15 protein-coding genes and 1 other annotated feature are annotated in these 15,436 nt (G+C 34.1%); of the genes, 4 read left to right on the top strand and 11 right to left on the bottom strand.

Translation table 11 applies throughout. The annotated features are described in order from the left end of the window. Positions 1-112: 112 nt before the first annotated feature. The 6 genes from pheT to BR77_RS00685 all read right to left on the bottom strand — a co-directional run bounded on the left by pheT (position 113) and on the right by BR77_RS00685 (position 6,008). The gene (gene pheT, locus BR77_RS00710) at positions 113-2,530 is read right to left on the bottom strand and encodes a phenylalanine--tRNA ligase subunit beta (RefSeq protein ID WP_016356511.1); all 2,418 of its coding nucleotides are present in this window, start codon (positions 2,528-2,530) and stop codon (positions 113-115) included. 6 nt (positions 2,531-2,536) lie between these two features. Beyond that, positions 2,537-3,583 carry a phenylalanine--tRNA ligase subunit alpha gene (gene pheS, locus BR77_RS00705; RefSeq protein ID WP_015076831.1) on the bottom strand — a complete coding sequence of 349 codons (1,047 nt, stop codon included), beginning with the start codon at positions 3,581-3,583 and terminating at the stop codon, positions 2,537-2,539. A gap of 62 nt (positions 3,584-3,645) precedes the next feature. Continuing rightward, positions 3,646-3,902 (bottom strand) — a binding site (T-box leader). Positions 3,903-3,998: 96 nt separating this feature from the next. After that, a complete protein-coding gene (locus BR77_RS00700) occupies positions 3,999-4,580 on the bottom strand; it encodes an NAD(P)H-dependent oxidoreductase (RefSeq protein WP_015076833.1) in 582 nt (193 codons plus the stop codon). Beyond that, the gene (locus BR77_RS00695) at positions 4,577-5,014 is read right to left on the bottom strand and encodes a MerR family transcriptional regulator (RefSeq protein ID WP_010050830.1); all 438 of its coding nucleotides are present in this window, start codon (positions 5,012-5,014) and stop codon (positions 4,577-4,579) included. Before BR77_RS00695 ends, BR77_RS00700 begins: the two co-directional genes overlap by 4 nt. Before the next feature lie 149 nt (positions 5,015-5,163). Next, positions 5,164-5,409, bottom strand: a complete 246-nt coding sequence (locus tag BR77_RS00690; RefSeq protein WP_010050828.1) for a DUF4318 domain-containing protein — start codon at positions 5,407-5,409, stop codon at positions 5,164-5,166. A 266-nt stretch (positions 5,410-5,675) separates the two neighbouring features. Beyond that, entirely contained in the window at positions 5,676-6,008 is a 333-nt protein-coding gene (locus BR77_RS00685) for a winged helix-turn-helix transcriptional regulator (RefSeq protein ID WP_010050826.1), read from the bottom strand. Positions 6,009-6,302: 294 nt separating this feature from the next. Here BR77_RS00685 and BR77_RS00680 point away from each other — a divergent pair, with 294 nt between their 5' ends. After that, the gene (locus tag BR77_RS00680; RefSeq protein ID WP_015076834.1) at positions 6,303-6,917 is read left to right on the top strand and encodes an NAD(P)H-dependent oxidoreductase; all 615 of its coding nucleotides are present in this window, start codon (positions 6,303-6,305) and stop codon (positions 6,915-6,917) included. Between the two features lie 37 nt (positions 6,918-6,954). Here BR77_RS00680 and BR77_RS00675 read toward each other — a convergent pair whose 3' ends face one another. The 5 genes from BR77_RS00675 to BR77_RS00655 all read right to left on the bottom strand — a co-directional run bounded on the left by BR77_RS00675 (position 6,955) and on the right by BR77_RS00655 (position 11,527). Beyond that, positions 6,955-8,058 (bottom strand): DUF4349 domain-containing protein, encoded by a 1,104-nt coding sequence (locus BR77_RS00675; protein ID WP_016356512.1) that lies wholly within the window; start codon positions 8,056-8,058, stop codon positions 6,955-6,957. 1 nt (position 8,059) lies between these two features. Then, complete coding sequence (locus tag BR77_RS00670; protein ID WP_135027423.1) at positions 8,060-8,593, bottom strand: sigma-70 family RNA polymerase sigma factor; 534 nt, start codon at positions 8,591-8,593, stop codon at positions 8,060-8,062. Positions 8,594-8,767: 174 nt separating this feature from the next. Further along, a complete protein-coding gene (locus tag BR77_RS00665; RefSeq protein WP_010050820.1) occupies positions 8,768-9,283 on the bottom strand; it encodes an HD domain-containing protein in 516 nt (171 codons plus the stop codon). Positions 9,284-9,407: 124 nt separating this feature from the next. Then, complete coding sequence (locus tag BR77_RS00660) at positions 9,408-10,172, bottom strand: TrmH family RNA methyltransferase (RefSeq protein WP_015076838.1); 765 nt, start codon at positions 10,170-10,172, stop codon at positions 9,408-9,410. Between the two features lie 62 nt (positions 10,173-10,234). Then, the gene (locus BR77_RS00655) at positions 10,235-11,527 is read right to left on the bottom strand and encodes a murein hydrolase activator EnvC family protein (RefSeq protein WP_015076839.1); all 1,293 of its coding nucleotides are present in this window, start codon (positions 11,525-11,527) and stop codon (positions 10,235-10,237) included. Between the two features lie 176 nt (positions 11,528-11,703). On the opposite strand from BR77_RS00655, the gene BR77_RS00650 reads away from it, so the two are divergent. The 3 genes from BR77_RS00650 (at position 11,704) to BR77_RS00640 (ending at position 15,408) form a co-directional block, all read left to right on the top strand. Next, positions 11,704-12,498, top strand: coding sequence for an acetamidase/formamidase family protein (locus tag BR77_RS00650; RefSeq protein ID WP_201784007.1), 795 nt, complete (start codon positions 11,704-11,706; stop codon positions 12,496-12,498). A 189-nt stretch (positions 12,499-12,687) separates the two neighbouring features. Continuing rightward, positions 12,688-13,638: a LacI family DNA-binding transcriptional regulator gene (locus BR77_RS00645; protein WP_035063728.1), complete on the top strand. Its 951-nt coding sequence runs from the start codon at positions 12,688-12,690 to the stop codon at positions 13,636-13,638. A gap of 294 nt (positions 13,639-13,932) precedes the next feature. After that, positions 13,933-15,408, top strand: a complete 1,476-nt coding sequence (locus BR77_RS00640; protein ID WP_015076841.1) for an AcpB/EbpR/MafR family transcriptional regulator — start codon at positions 13,933-13,935, stop codon at positions 15,406-15,408. The last annotated feature ends 28 nt before the right edge of the window (positions 15,409-15,436 follow it).

Raw genomic sequence — 15,436 nt, 5'->3', positions numbered from 1 at the left:
CTAAATCTATTATTTTTAATAGTGTCAAAAATATAGTTTTTAGCGTCTAGTTTGTTCTTCTCAATAAATAAGAGACTCTATTGAGTTAATAGAGTCTCTCATCTAATTCTAATTATCTTACCACAACATGGAAGGTTTCTACTAGTGCTTTTTGAACTTTATCAAAAGCAAGTGTCACTTCTTCTTCAACTAAAGTAGCTTCTGGATTTAAATAAGATAATTTATAGGCCATTGATTTTTTACCCGCTTCAATTTTATCTCCATTATAGATATCAAATAAATGGACATCAGCCAAATATTTTCCACCTTTAGCTTCAATCAACTGAGTAATCTCTTGATTCGTAACAGCTTCATCTACTAACAAAGCAATATCACGAGTCATGCCAGGGTACTTAGGAATCGTTTGATAGATTGTCGGTTTTTTCTCACTATCAAGTACTTTTTGTAAATTAATTTCAAAACCATAAGTGTCTTTTAAATCATATTCTTTTGCGCGTAGTGGGTGAATTTGACCTAAATAACCAATTTCAGTTTCTCCAACTAAGATTGTTGCTGTGCGCCCTGGATGCATGCCATCACGATTTTGATCTGCTTGATATGAAATATCAGCAGTAAAACCATAAGTGTCAAGTAATCCTTCGATAATTCCTTTTAAGAAAAAGAAATCTACCGGTTTTCCATTACCATGCCAATCATTGTTCACTTGCAAACCTGTCAATACTCCAGCTAAATGTTCTTCTTCAATTGGTAAAACGCGTCCTTCTTCATGATAAAATACACGCCCCACTTCATACAAAGCTACATCTTGATTCTTACGAGCTATATTGTAGTGAACATCATCTAATAAACCACTTAATAAATTCATTCGCAATGTGCTACGATCTTCTGTCATTGGCAAGTCTAACAAGGTCGGCTGACTTTCTTGTAGCATAAATTGTTGTGCCTTTTCTGTTGTTGTTAACACATAACTGATGGCTTGCGACAATCCTGCCCCCTCTAAATAGTGTCTAGTATGACGAACTAAACGCTGTTTTGGACTAAGGCTACTTGCAGTTGTGCGCCCTTTTGGTAACGTTGAAGGAAGATTATTGTACCCATAAATTCGAGCTACTTCTTCTATCAAATCAGCCTCGATTGAAATATCCCAACGACGTGGGGGAATCACAACTTCAAACAACCCGTCTGCATGGTTCACTCCAAAGCCTAAACGTTGGAATATCGCCACAACTTCAGAACTAGTAATATCTGTCCCTAATGAACCATTAATTCTTTCTAGAGTAATGTTTAATGCAACATCAATTGCTTTTAATTCGCCTTTTGACGCTACGCCTGAAACCACTGTCCCACCTGTTAATTCAGCAATTAAACTAGCTGCATGTTTAGATGCTTCTATTACAGTAGCTTTATTAATCCCTTTTTCAAAACGCGAGCTTGATTCACTGCGTAAATTTAATGCTTTAGCCGTTTTACGAATTGAAATGGGTTCGAAAACAGCTGATTCTAAAGCAACAGTTACCGTTTGGTCGATTATTTCAGAATCTAATCCACCCATAACTCCAGCTAATGCTACTGGTTTTTCACCATTTGTAATCACAATCATTTCATTTGTTAATTCTTGCTTTTTATCATCTAAAGTAACTAATTCTTCCCCAGTGTTTCCACGACGAACAACAATCTCTTTTGAACCTAAACGATCATAATCAAACGCATGTAAAGGTTGGCCATATTCTAATAAAATATAATTCGTAACGTCAACAACATTATTAATTGGGCGAATTCCAGCATTCATTAATTTTGTTTGCAACCACATAGGGCTTTCTGCAATCTTCACATCTTTAATGACTCGAATTGTATAAATCGGTGCATCTTCTTTAGCTAATACATCAACAGTTAAATAATTTTCAATTGTATCATCTGCTGCTTCATTTAAAGCAAAGTCTTTAAATTCTGGTTTTTGATTGTAAATAGCACCAACTTCATAAGCGACTCCTCGCATACTTAAAGCATCTGCTCGGTTTGGAGTAATGGATAAATCTAAAATCGCATCGTCCATTGCTAAAATTGGAAAAACACTCTCTCCTGGAATCGCATCTTCAGGTAAAATATAAATGCCTTCTGCATATTTTTTAGGAACAACATTTTCAGAAAAAGCTAATTCTTGTAACGAACAAATCATTCCATTTGAAACTTCACCACGCATTTTACTTTTTTTAATTTTAGCATTTCCAACAATTCTAGCGCCTGGTAATGCCACGATTACTTTTTGACCTGTCGCAATATTTGGTGCGCCACAGACAATTTGTGTTGGTTCCCCTTCTCCAATATCCACTTGACAAATATGCAAGTGATCTGAGTCTGGATGGTCAACAACAGATAAAGTATGACCGACAACAATTTTTTTCAAACCTGTTTCGCCATAAAAAACATCCTCAACCTCAATTCCAGTCCGAGACATTTTATCTGCTAACGCATCTGGTGTGATTTCATCTAAATTTAAATATTCTTTTAACCATTGATAAGATACATTCATTTTCGTCTACTCCTTTACCTTGAATTGATTTAAGAATCTGACATCGTTTTGATAGAAATGACGAATATCATCAATTCCGTATTTCAACATAGCTACGCGATCTGGTCCTAATCCAAAGGCAAATCCACTATATTTCGCTGCATCAATACCAGCCATTTCTAAGACATTTGGATGAACAATCCCAGCACCTAAAATTTCAATCCAACCTGTATGTTTGCAGACATTACATCCTGCTCCACCACATTTAAAGCAACTAACATCCACTTCTACTGAAGGCTCAGTAAACGGGAAATAACTAGGACGTAAACGAATTTCACGCTCTGCACCAAAAAGATGCTTAGCAAATAACTCTAATGTTCCTTTTAAATCGCCCATTGTAATCTGTTCATCAACCACTAATCCTTCAATTTGATGGAACTGATGTGAGTGAGTTGCATCATCGCTATCTCGGCGATAGACACGTCCTGGACTAATCATTCGTAGTGGTCCTTTAGAAAAATCATGTTTTTCCATCGTTCTAGCTTGAACTGGTGAAGTATGGGTACGTAACAACACCTCTTCCGTAATATAAAAAGTATCTTGCATATCACGTGCTGGATGATCCTTTGGTAAATTCATCATTTCAAAATTGTAACGCTCCTCTTCAACTTCAGGACCTTCAATAATTGAATAACCCATACCAATAAACAAGTCTTCGATTTCTTCGATTATCTGAGTCAACACATGCGGTTGTCCCACCCCAACATGGTTACCTGGCAAAGTCACATCAACTGTTTCAGCTGCTAAAGCTTGATTAATTTTTTCCATCTCTAACAATGCTTTTTTCTCTTCTAGCATAGTCGTGATTTCGTCACGAACAACATTGGCTAAAGCCCCAATTTTCGGACGTTCCTCAGCTGATAAATCTTTCATCCCTCTAAGTACCTCTGTTAAGGGACCCTTTTTTCCTAAATATGCAACGCGGACTTGATTTAAACTATCTAAATTCTCAGAAGCCTTAATTTTTGCTAAAGCTTCTTCTTTTAACGCATCAATTTTTGCTTTTAACTCCATGTTCTCTACTCCTTTAGTTCATATTTTATTTTTGAGAACGACAAAAAGACCTCGTTCCCCATAAAAGGGACGAGGTCTGAAATCGCGGTACCACCCTTGTTCAATTCTATTATACCTAGAATTGCACTTCATTTAGATAACGGCAAAAGCCGGAACTTTTTTCACTACAAAGCACTAAATTTAATGCTTATTGTAATATCCCAAAGTCAACTCAGGAATTGAAATTTTCATTTAACTTCTCTAATCGATACTTCCAGCCATCGGCACCGACTCTCTTTTTAGAAAGGGCTAAATTACTTTTTTCCATCATTGTTTTATTTATATATTTAATTGTGTTGAACATACTCTCTTAGTTTACGAAAATTTTGGCAAAACGTCAAGTGGTAAAGAATATTTCCTTTATTTCTCAAACTTATTATAAATGAAACCAATCTTCTACTCTTTTTTTAATAAAGGCCGTACGTTGCTCTTGTGAGATTGTTTTGATTCTGCCTAAGTGACGCCACTTAACTCTACGAATCCCATTATCTTTTAGAGTTCTATTAATCAACACTTTTTGGATATAATTTCCAACAATATATTTTAAATACCATTTTGGCGAAGTTGCCGTTGTAATTAGATGGGTTCTTTTTATATGCGTTAATTTCCCAACTAAATGAGTTGCTTTTTCATCGTAAGCAAAATCTTTTAACATGACCTTATCAATAAAACCTTTAAAAATTGCGGGTAGCTCATACCACCAAATAGGTGAAATAATAATAAGCTCGTTGGTTTGATTTAAAATAGCTTGATACTTTGAGATCAGAGGATCCGTTGTCTCCCCTTTATTGTATAAAGCTAAATCTCCTTTAGTCATTATTGGCTGAAAATCATCTGCATATAAATCAATTAACTGATACTCCGTTTTCTCTTGTTTAAATTTTTCTTCAAAAGCCGTCAATAACGCTTTATTATAGCTACCTTCCCAGGGATGCACAAATAGTATGGTCGGTTTCATTTTATTCTCTCCTCTTCTTCTACAATATCTTGATAAATTGCTGTGACTTGCTGAACTAACGCCTTTTCATTTTCGGCATAATTTGCTGCTATGATGTTTGGTTTTAAAGAGTTTAGTAAACCTAAAAGCAATTGATCCTGTTTGATTCGTTGTGTAATTTGACGTTCCTTTTCTGTAATCAATTGATCTGATAATAGACTGCAATTTGGAGTTGATGGAACATCCAATAGTTGGATAAATTGCTTCATCTCATCGATAGAAAACCCCGCATGCTTCATGACCTTAATATATTTTATTTTTAAACTATCCACTTCGTCAAAGCAACGATAATTATTTTCACTACGTTTTGGTTGAATTAGTCCTACTCTTTCATAATAACGGATAGTTGAAATTGGCAGTAAAACTTCTTGAGCTAACCCTTTAATTGTATACATATCCTAATTCCTTTCTACCAGCTGATAAACAAAGTGTAACATTGAACCAAGGTTCAATGTCAACTGTTTCATTTAAATAAACTATTCTATGAAAAAAAACAGTTTCAATCAGAAGAATCCGGCTCTGATAAAACTGTTTTTTCTTTCCACTATTTAGTTTCTTTGACTTCTGTACAATTAATGAAATAACCACCTCGACTTTGAGCTTCATTAACTTCTGCTTGATAGAGAATACCATCTAAATAAAATGTTACAGGCTTTTTTTGACTAAGAAACTCTAATTTTTGACTCGGGCTAATGAATTCTTCAATTGACTGACAAACACTTTGGTCTGAACTTGGATAAACTTCCCCAGTTGCCTCAACAAGAAAACCTCTTTTAAAAAAATTATTCACTGTTTATTCCTCCTAGATAAAAAGTTTGTTGAGCCGGTTAGCTCTGACAAAAAGATAGGAAAATACACACAAAGTATCTTTTTACTTTGAGAGTATTTTATCTTCTTTTCGAAGAGTTGGCTCATAAGAACTATCCTCTTATTCTACTACATTGGTTGCTCTCTTTCTGACTACTTAGTTTTATAATCACTGTAAAATAAAGTAAGCCCTCATATGAATTCACATATGAGGGCTTACCAGTATGACTTATTTTATCTAAAGGATACTTAACCGACCCATTTATCCGCCCAACATTGAACTTCATCCATCACTGGTTTTAATGATTCGCCTTTTTCAGTTAAACTATACGCAACTCTAACTGGAGAATCGGGATAAACCGTACGTGTAACAATACCGCACTGTTCAAGCTCTTTTAATCTTTCTACCAAAACACGGTCACTAACACTAGGAATTTTAGCAGCCATATCTTTAAAGCGCTGAGGACCCTCTAATAAAACATCGATAATCAGACCCATCCATTTTTTACCTAAGATAGAAAATGTTTGTTCAAATTTTGGACAAATTGTTGCCTGCTTTTCTTCACATGTCTTTGTTTCCATACTCTTCACCTCTTTTTCATATTATAGCACCATTTGGTTATAAATAATAAGTAACTTGCTTTTATTTGTCATTTTTTATTTCTAACTACAGCTCTACTTTTATTCTAGGCTAATCATACCATTATTTTAGAGGAATTAAAAGAGACTAATTATTTATTAGTATCCATTCTTATCTCTCAAATTAGGTCCAAATGAATATTTTATTTTTTACAGAATATATTAGTTGCTTATTTTTAGTAACTAGAGTATAACCACTTATATAAAGTAAGTAAAAAATAATTGGAGGAATTTAACATGTCAAAAACAAATGTCGCTGTAATTTACTATAGTTCAACTGGTGGAAATACCCAAATGGCTCGTTGGGCGGCTGAAGCTGCTAAGGAAGCTGGTGCAGAAGTTCGTTTAGTTAAAGCACATGAATTAGCTCCTGATGTTGCTATTGATTCAAATCCAATCTGGCGTAAAAATGTGACAGATACGGCTGATATTCCTGATGCAACTAGTGTTGATTTAGAATGGGCAGATGCTATTATTTTTAGTTCTCCTTCAAGATTCGATGTTATGGCTAGTCAATTGAAACAATTTATTGATTTACAAGGTGGGCTTTGGGCTGCTGGTAAATTAGCTAATAAAGCTGTTACGGCTATGGCAACTGCAGGGAATCCACATGGTGGACAAGAAGAAGTTATCCAAAGTATTTATACAGTTATGCAACATTGGAGTACTATTATCGTTCCAACTGGCTATATTAATCAAAGTACATTTGCTGCTGGTGGAAATCCTTATGGAACAAGTGCAACTATTGGAAATGAAGGCAATGTTGTGGACGCTGAAAACATTAAACCTGCTGTTTATGATCAAGCTAAACGTGTAACCGCAGTTGCTACAGCTTTGAAAAATAATCTTTAATCATTAAAAAGGCAAGGATTTTAATCCTTGCCTTTTTTTAGTTGTTTTTTTTAAGTTTTTTCTTCTTAACTAAATAGTAGCTACCAAAACCAATCAGACCAACCAGTAGTAGATAAAGACTATTCGCCAATATCCAGACAATTAAATTGATAAAAAATGTTTGAATTTGGATTAAACTATTTTTAAATCCTTCAGAAATACGCTCGCTAATAACTTCATTTTTAACACTTTCTGTATATGCCTTTACATCTCTTAAGCTGACATATATTGTTGTATAGTTTATTTGATTATCAAAACTACGTAATTGACTTTCTAAATTTTCTATTTCAACTCTAATTTCAGATAGTCTTTTTTCTAAAACAATCATTTCATCTACATTCGTTGCTTTACCAAGTAGCTCCATTAATTTATCTTGTTCAAGTAATAAAACCTTTTTACGAGATTCTGTATCTTGATAATTTAACGTAATATCTTGATTGGTTGTATTTTTAGAAATTATTCTGCCACTTTTTTCAATCAATGGTAAAACCTCTGCTACCTTTTCTTCTGGAATGCGTAAAACAAAATCTGCAGTACGATTATTGAATGAAGGACTTTCATTGGTTTCACCAAAAGGTTTCACTTCTGGACTTACTGACGATGGATTGCCATATAAACTATAATTTTCAATATAACCATTTGCCTTTTTTACAAGTGATTCAATTTCCTTAACACTCTTTGAAAACTCTTTACTTTCCAATTCCATTGAAACCGTAGAAATAATTTTCCGATTGGGATCAGTGACGGAACTGGCTTCATTATTCGTTTCAGCTTCTGGTTCATCAGTAGTATATTCCGCCTTTTCCTGAACTTTTGTATCTTCTGATTGGTTTGTTTTTGGAGTATTTTCAAGCATAGCTTTAGAATTTAATTCCGTCTGGCTCTCTGAAGAAGTGTACTCGCTATTCTTATTAACGTATAAAGCGACTCCTCCGACAGCCAATAGTCCAACACAAGCAACTGTTATGAAGCTTTTCTTTAACCAAAAGGGTTTTGATTTTGGACTTCTGCTGATCCCGGCTTCAATTGCTTGAAAAACTTTATCAGTCGGTACATCTATTTTTTCAAATTCTTCTTTAATTTTTTTATCTAAATTATCCATCCTACTCCGCTCCTCCTAGTAGTTTTTTTAATGTTTTTCGAGCTTCATGTAAATTGTATTTGACGGTTCCTTCCGGATACATCACAATAGTCGCAATCTCTTTAATTGAAAAATCCTGAAAGTAAAATAAAATGACCACATTTTGATAATTCAATGGCAGTTTTTCAATCGCTTCAAATAAAGTTAGATGTTCAATTTGTTGTTGATTTGGATTCTCAGATTCACTACTAAATTTAGTTTGTGATACTTGATTAAGATCTTCTACCGGCTTCTTTTTATCTAACACATCATATGCACACCGAATCAAAATTTTAATTAACCACGTTTTAAAGTACTGATTTTCTTTTAATGTATCTAATTTCATAGTAACCTTATAGGCTGTTTCCTGGACAACATCTAAAGCATCTTGTTCGTTTTTAACATAAATAAGAGCAGTTTTATACATTTGCTGATAGTTCTCTTTCAAAAGCAATTCTAAAGCTTTACGATTGCCCTTTTTAGCTTTGCGAACTAATTTTTCTGTTTCTATTTCCACAATCTCCACTTCCTTTCACCCTATTAGACGCCATCTGTTGATAAATGGTTGGAATTTTTTATTATTTTATTTAAGTATAGCCGATTGACTCTATTTTCCCAATTTTTTACTTTTAATTAGGAAAGTAAAAAAAGACTGTTGATCCATCAAATTGATGAATCAACAGTCTTTTTTTTAAGATTGGACAGATAATTTTAGCTTGGACCATTTTTGTTTTACACTTGTTCTAGCTTTCCCCATCAAAGGGCTAAAAACTTCAGCACAAGCACAATATTTATCAACAAAAGTGACAACATAGCTTTCTTTATAACGAGGTGGAGCAATCGTAGCCAACCACATATGTTTCACGATAATATCGCGTTCTAAGTCAGTTAAAGGTGTTAGTTTTTCTGCATTTTCACAAGCTATTCGTGGATGGACAAAAGCATGAGTGCCTTCATCAAATTTTGTATCTCTCCAGTCATAGTAAAATAAATCATGTAGCAAACCAGCACGAGCTGTTGAACGTGCATTCCAACCAAATTTCTTGGCAATTCGGTAACTACGATAAGAAACACTAATTGAATGCTCTAACCTTGTCGTAAAGTGATGCTGAGTATATTCAGCAAGCTTTTGTACCTCTTCTCGATGAATTAAATCTTCAATGTATCCAAGATATTCAGTATCTGTCTTCCATTTTGCTTCGCTCATGCAACGCCTTCCTTTTCATTAGAGTTCAATCATTTTAGATATCTACTATTTTACACTTAATCATTCCGTTTTAGAAGGCATATAACCTAAATTTACGAACTTTAAACAATCCTTAATAATTAGCTTAGTAACCTTCTGTCAAAGCAAACATCAAAATGCCGGCTGCTACAGCAACATTTAAGGATTCAGCTTGACCTACTATTGGAATATAGAGATTTTTTGTTGTTTGTTTTAAAAAGTCCTCACTTAATCCATTGCCTTCATTTCCCATGACGAGAGCAAATTGTTTTGCTCTAGGAATCGTTAAATAACACGCAGCAGTTTCATTTAGTTCAGTCCCATAAACGGGAATTTTAGTAGCTTTCATTAAATCAAACCATTCTTGCAGGTCCCCTTGATAGATTGGTAAATGGAAATGGCTCCCTTGCATCGAACGAATGACTTTACTATTATATAAATCAACTGATCCTTTTCCTAAAACAACTCCGCCAAATCCTGCTGCATCGGCTGTACGAATCATTGTTCCAACATTCCCTGGGTCCTGAACGTTATCTAAAAATAGCAAAGGCTTGGTTAAATCGGGGTCATTTTCAGGTACTAGCATTTGAAGCACTGCAAAAACACCTTGAGAAGTCTCTGTCTCACTTAATTGCTTTGATATTTCTGCAGAAACTAAAATTTGTTTTTCAACTGGGTAGTCAATATCTAAATTTAGTTGTTTGTCTTCACTTATAATCAACTCGCTAATAGAAGCTTGATTTTTAATTGCTTCATCAATTAAATGAATTCCTTCAATTAAATAGGCTCCTGCTTGTTCGCGACCTTTTTTAGTCTGTAGTTTTTTCCAATTTTTTACTCGTTCATTTTTAGTTGAAAGAATTGTTTCCATTCTTGCTCTCACTCTTTTCTATGCTAGTTTCTATCTTCTATACTAACAAGAATCGAGCCGTTTTACAATCCGATAAACGGACCAGGGTTGACAGGATTATTGTTCTCACGAATTTCAAAATGTAAATGAATTCCTGTTGACGAACCAGTTGTTCCCATAACGCCAATTTGCTCGCCTTGATTGACCGTTTGTCCAGGTACTTTAGTTAAGCTCCCTGCAGCCATATGAGCATAATAAGTTTTGTAATTAATACCGTTAATTACCCCATGGTCAATAATGACTAAATATCCATAGCCACCATTATTATAGTTAGAATATTCAACAACTCCAGCTTTTGACGCAACGATTGCTCCACCACCAGCAATATCAATGCCTTTATGAAAGGTAGTTGCGCCAGTAAATGGATCACTACGATATCCAAATGGTGAAGTTACAGGTCCATTCGCCGGAACTATAAAACCTGTTCCATTTACGTTAGGAGTTGGAGTTGACTGAGTGTTTGTCTGCTGCTGTTGCGCCGCTAAATTCATAGCCTCTGCTTGTAGATCTGCAGCAATTTTAGCTTGTTGCTCGGCTACTATTCTTGCCTCTTCTGCTTGTAGTTTATTGCTTAACTGACTGGCTTGACTAGCTAATACAACTTTTTCATTAATCAAATCAGTCTTTTCATTTTCTGTTAATTGATACTTTGTCGCAATTTGGACAATTTTATCATCTATTTCAGACTTTTGAGCAAAAAGATTATTTTTAGACAATTCGATTTCATTTTTCATAGCAGTGGCTGTTACTTTTTCAGATTGTGCATTTTCTTCAAGTACTTCTAACTCTTGTTGATCTCTTTCTTGCTCGGAAACAATGGCTTTATTTGCTGAAACTAATGTAGTCACGGCTGAGACACGGCCAATTAAATCTGGAAAACTCTCTGCTGTTAAAACGACAGAAGCTAAATTAGCTGCATCACCATTTGTTTGAACATATCGCGCTTGATTGTCTAACTTATCCGTTCTTTTTTCAATTCGTTCTTCTAGTATTTTTATTTCTTTTTTCAAAACCTTAATTTTTTCTTCCGTTTTAAGCAAGGTTTCTTCTTGTTTTTGAAGCTTGATGATAATTTCATCAATTTGTTTTTGCAAGTTTGTTACATCTGTTTCTAATGCTTTTTTTTCTGTGGTTAAATTTTCTAAAGAGTTGGTTGACTCGGTAATTTTATTGGTTACTTCATTATTTTTTTCATCTATTTCTTTGGCTTTTTTATTGATTTCATCCACCGATTCCGCTTGAACTATTGAGCCTAAAGCCATCGGATTAAACGCCAATAAAGTCGTGATTACGCCAAGTGTTATTCTTTTCTTCATAAAATCCCCCTTTGAATCTGTTTCCATAACATTTTGTCTTTAATCAAAGTATAACATAATTCCTATTGTAACAATTTGTTATTTCAGTGTCATCTCTACGACAAATATTACTGACTCGAAATAGTAAACGCTTAATTTTTATGGTAAAATGATTTAAAATCAAGGGGGAATAGATGATGGCAATCAGATTAAATAAGCAACAGGTTATTTATAATTTTTCTAAGGAGCATCCACCTGCATTAATCGTGGAAAACGGAGCAACTATTCAAGTTGAAACTGCAGACTGCTTTACTGATCAAATTGATTCAGCTAATTACGCTTTTTCTGGGTTAAACTGGGACCAAATCAACCCAGCAACTGGTCCAATATTTGTGAAAGGCGCTGAACCAGGAGATGTATTGAAAGTCAAAATTAAAAAAATCGAGTTAGATTCTATGGCGACAATGATAACCGGACCAGATATGGGGGTTTTAGGTTCTGAATTAACTCAGACTACGATAAAAAAATGTCCCATAAAAAATGATTTTGTTCAATTAACTTCTACATTAAAGGTAAAAGTAAACAAAATGATTGGCGTTATTGGAACAGCTCCTAAAGATGAAGCTATTTCTTGCGGCACACCAGATGCTCATGGTGGCAACATGGATTGTAAAGAAATTACTGAAGGTGCAGATTTATACTTACCAGTTCATACCAAAGGTGCTCTATTAGCCCTTGGAGATGTTCACGCCGCAATGGGCGATGGAGAAGTTGCCGTTTGTGGAGCAGAAGTTGCAAGTCTTGTAACAATTGAAGTGCACATTTTGAAAAACAGCTCTTTACCTACACCACTATTAGTAAATTCAGAAAAAATAATGACAATTTCTAGTTTCCCTACATTAGATGAAGCTTCTGTTGATGCCACAAAAAAATGGTTTCCTTACTTCAAGAAAAGAGTCAACTTTCTTCAGCTGATGCGATTTTATTATTGAGTCTAGCAGGTGATTTGCGCATTTGCCAAATTGTTGATCCAAACAAAACAGTCAGAATGGAATTAGATAAACACTATTTTAAATTGCCCTTGGCTGATTAACTAGTAAAACTGGCTTCGACAGATTCCTAAAGTAAATTAGACGAAATAAATAATACAAACCTTTAATTTAGGCAGGAGGATTCATTTTATGACTAGCATCCGAGATATTGCGCGCCTATCTGGTTTTTCAGTTAGTACCGTTTCTCGTGTTTTAAACGACCATCCTTATGTATCGGCTGAAAAAAGAGCCCATATTCAAAAAATAATCAAAGAATTAGACTACACTGTTAACCAAAATGCCGTCAATCTTAGTATAGGAAAAACAAAAACCATTGGTATTATCCTCCCCTATGCCAATAATCCTGGATTTGATAAAATTATTCAAGGAATCTTAACTACTGCGATTAAGCATAAATATAACTTGATGCTTTTGCCAACAAATTATAGTAAAGATGAAGAAATCAAACACTTAAATCTTTTAAAAAATAAACGAGTAGATGGAATTATTATTACATCTAAAGCCAACTCTTGGGATGTATTAAATGACTATGCAAAATATGGCTCAATTGTTACATGTGAAGAAACACCTTTACAGACTATTTCAGCAGCTTATACTGATCGACTCAGGTCTTATTTGGAAGTCTTTCACTATTTAAAAAAACGTGGCCATACGAATGTCGCCTTTACTAGCGTTCGATCAGCTGAAAAAAGTAACAGTACAAAATCCGTCTTAGTAGCCTACGAACAGGTTTTTGCTCCACCATTAGAAAAAAACTATCGAACAAATTGTTTTACTTATGAGGATGGTTTACGGGCAGGAGAATATTTTTTAAATCAAGCAAATCCACCGACTGCTATTTATGCTAACGGGGATGAAATTGCAGCAGGTATTTACCATGTTGCTATAGAAAAAGGCTTACGTATTCCAAACGATTTAGTTCTGATTGGTGAAGAATACCTACCAGTTGGAAAAGTTTTAGAGCTCTCTTCAATGGACCATCAATTAGAATTACTAGGACAAGTTGCCTTTGAGTTAGCTATCCAACAAAGAATTAAAAAAAAGAAAATCCCGCATATTTTGAGATGTGCTCCGAACTAAAAAACAAGCCTTGATAGTGACTATACTAGTCCATCATTGCTTGTTTTTTTAACGTAAAGCTCTACTCGAGCAGCTCAAAAACTTTAGCGTAAATCACTTGTTGCACATTAATTGGAACAACAATCATCTCTTCATTCTAATAGTGCTCCTAATCAGAAATCTCGCAATCTAAAAATACACTTATTATTCACTTTTCCTTATTTAAACGATAAAAAAGAAAAATAGGTTGCTTTTACTAACAAATGTTTTATATAATCTAATGTAGTTAAAAAGAATCAAAGATTGGAGAAAAATATGTACGACTTCCTAGATAAATATACAAAACGAAAAATAAAATTAGTCCAATTACTATTGTCTGAAGATCGTTACTGGTCATTAAATGAAGTTGCTGCTTACTTAAATTGTTCAAAAAAAACAGTTCAAGCAGATATAAGAAATTTAAAGAATGAACTTCTTCTTTGGACTCCAGAAATTTCGCTTGAAAGTTCAAGTAAAGGCTATTATTTAACTAAAGAACCTCACTTTAATAGCCAAAAAATAAAAATTCACTATTTGCAAACATCGGTTAGTTTTTCACTTTTTTATCATCTCTTTTTAGGTGATATTGTCAGTTTTACTCACTTTGCAAAAAAGCAATTTATTAGCTATTCCCTAATGAATAAGGAAGTCAATTTATTAAAAAAAGAATTAATGTTTTATGACCTTTCAATCTCAGCCAATCCACCTACCTTAAACGGTTTGGAAACACAAATTCGTTACTATGCCCAATGCTTTTTTTGGAATTCATATTCAGGAATTGACTGGCCTTTTAGTGAAACAAATCGAGAAGAATTACTAGGATTGATTCTCGAAATTGAAACACTTTTTGAACATCCATTCAACCAAATTGAACGAGAACAGATTGCGTATGGAATTGCTATTGCTCGTTCCAGAATTAGTAGAGGGTTTTTAATTCAAGAAGAAATCCATTTCCAAAATTTAACTGCTTTGGCACCTTTTGATAATCAACTGATTCCACTTTATAAAAAAATGCTTGCCAACTTAAAATTAACGCCACAACAGCTTGAACGAGAAATTGAGCATCTTTTCAGTTTGATGGCTATTATCCCAACCGCTACTCAACCAACCCAAATAATAAAAAAATTACTAATGAACTATGAAGTCCAAAATCCGATTTATTATCAAGCTACAAAAGCTTTTCTAAATGCTTTTAATCAAAATGTTAAAACGATTGATTTTGATTTTCAAGATCCAACTTTACAATTTAACCTGACAAGTATCCATACACATGCCTATTTTTTTATTGGTTTACCAACTCACCATATTTCTCGTACTATCATCCCTGCTAGTCAAGAAGCCAAGGACACTCTTGGCAAACTTTATGATGATTTTTTCGATACGATTAAAGATGACTATGAATTAAAGAATATCTTTCAACAAAAAGAATTTCTGTTATCCTCGTATGCTCCACATCTAATGCCTTATTTAGATCGCAACTACTATGAGAAAAAAATCCGTATTCAGATTATATCAAACAATGGACGCCATTATGAAAGTAAACTCAAACGAGATCTCATTGATTATTATAATTTTAACATTGAAATTGTTTCTTCCTTTGAGGATACTGCTACTATTGATTTAATTTTAACAGATGTAATGACTACTCAATCTCTGAATTCATTGAATTGCTTTCTTTGGTCATCTACACCATCCAGAGGTGACTGGGATCGTTTAACCAACCATTTGAAAAAGTTAATTGACCATGCATAAGAAAAAGCCACGGATTTCATTACATCCG

The sequence above is a fragment of the Carnobacterium maltaromaticum DSM 20342 genome (assembly GCF_000744945.1).
Classification (GTDB): domain Bacteria; phylum Bacillota; class Bacilli; order Lactobacillales; family Carnobacteriaceae; genus Carnobacterium; species Carnobacterium maltaromaticum.
Note: the sequence above shows the minus strand (reverse complement) of the source record. Positions and strands in the feature narration are given on the sequence as shown.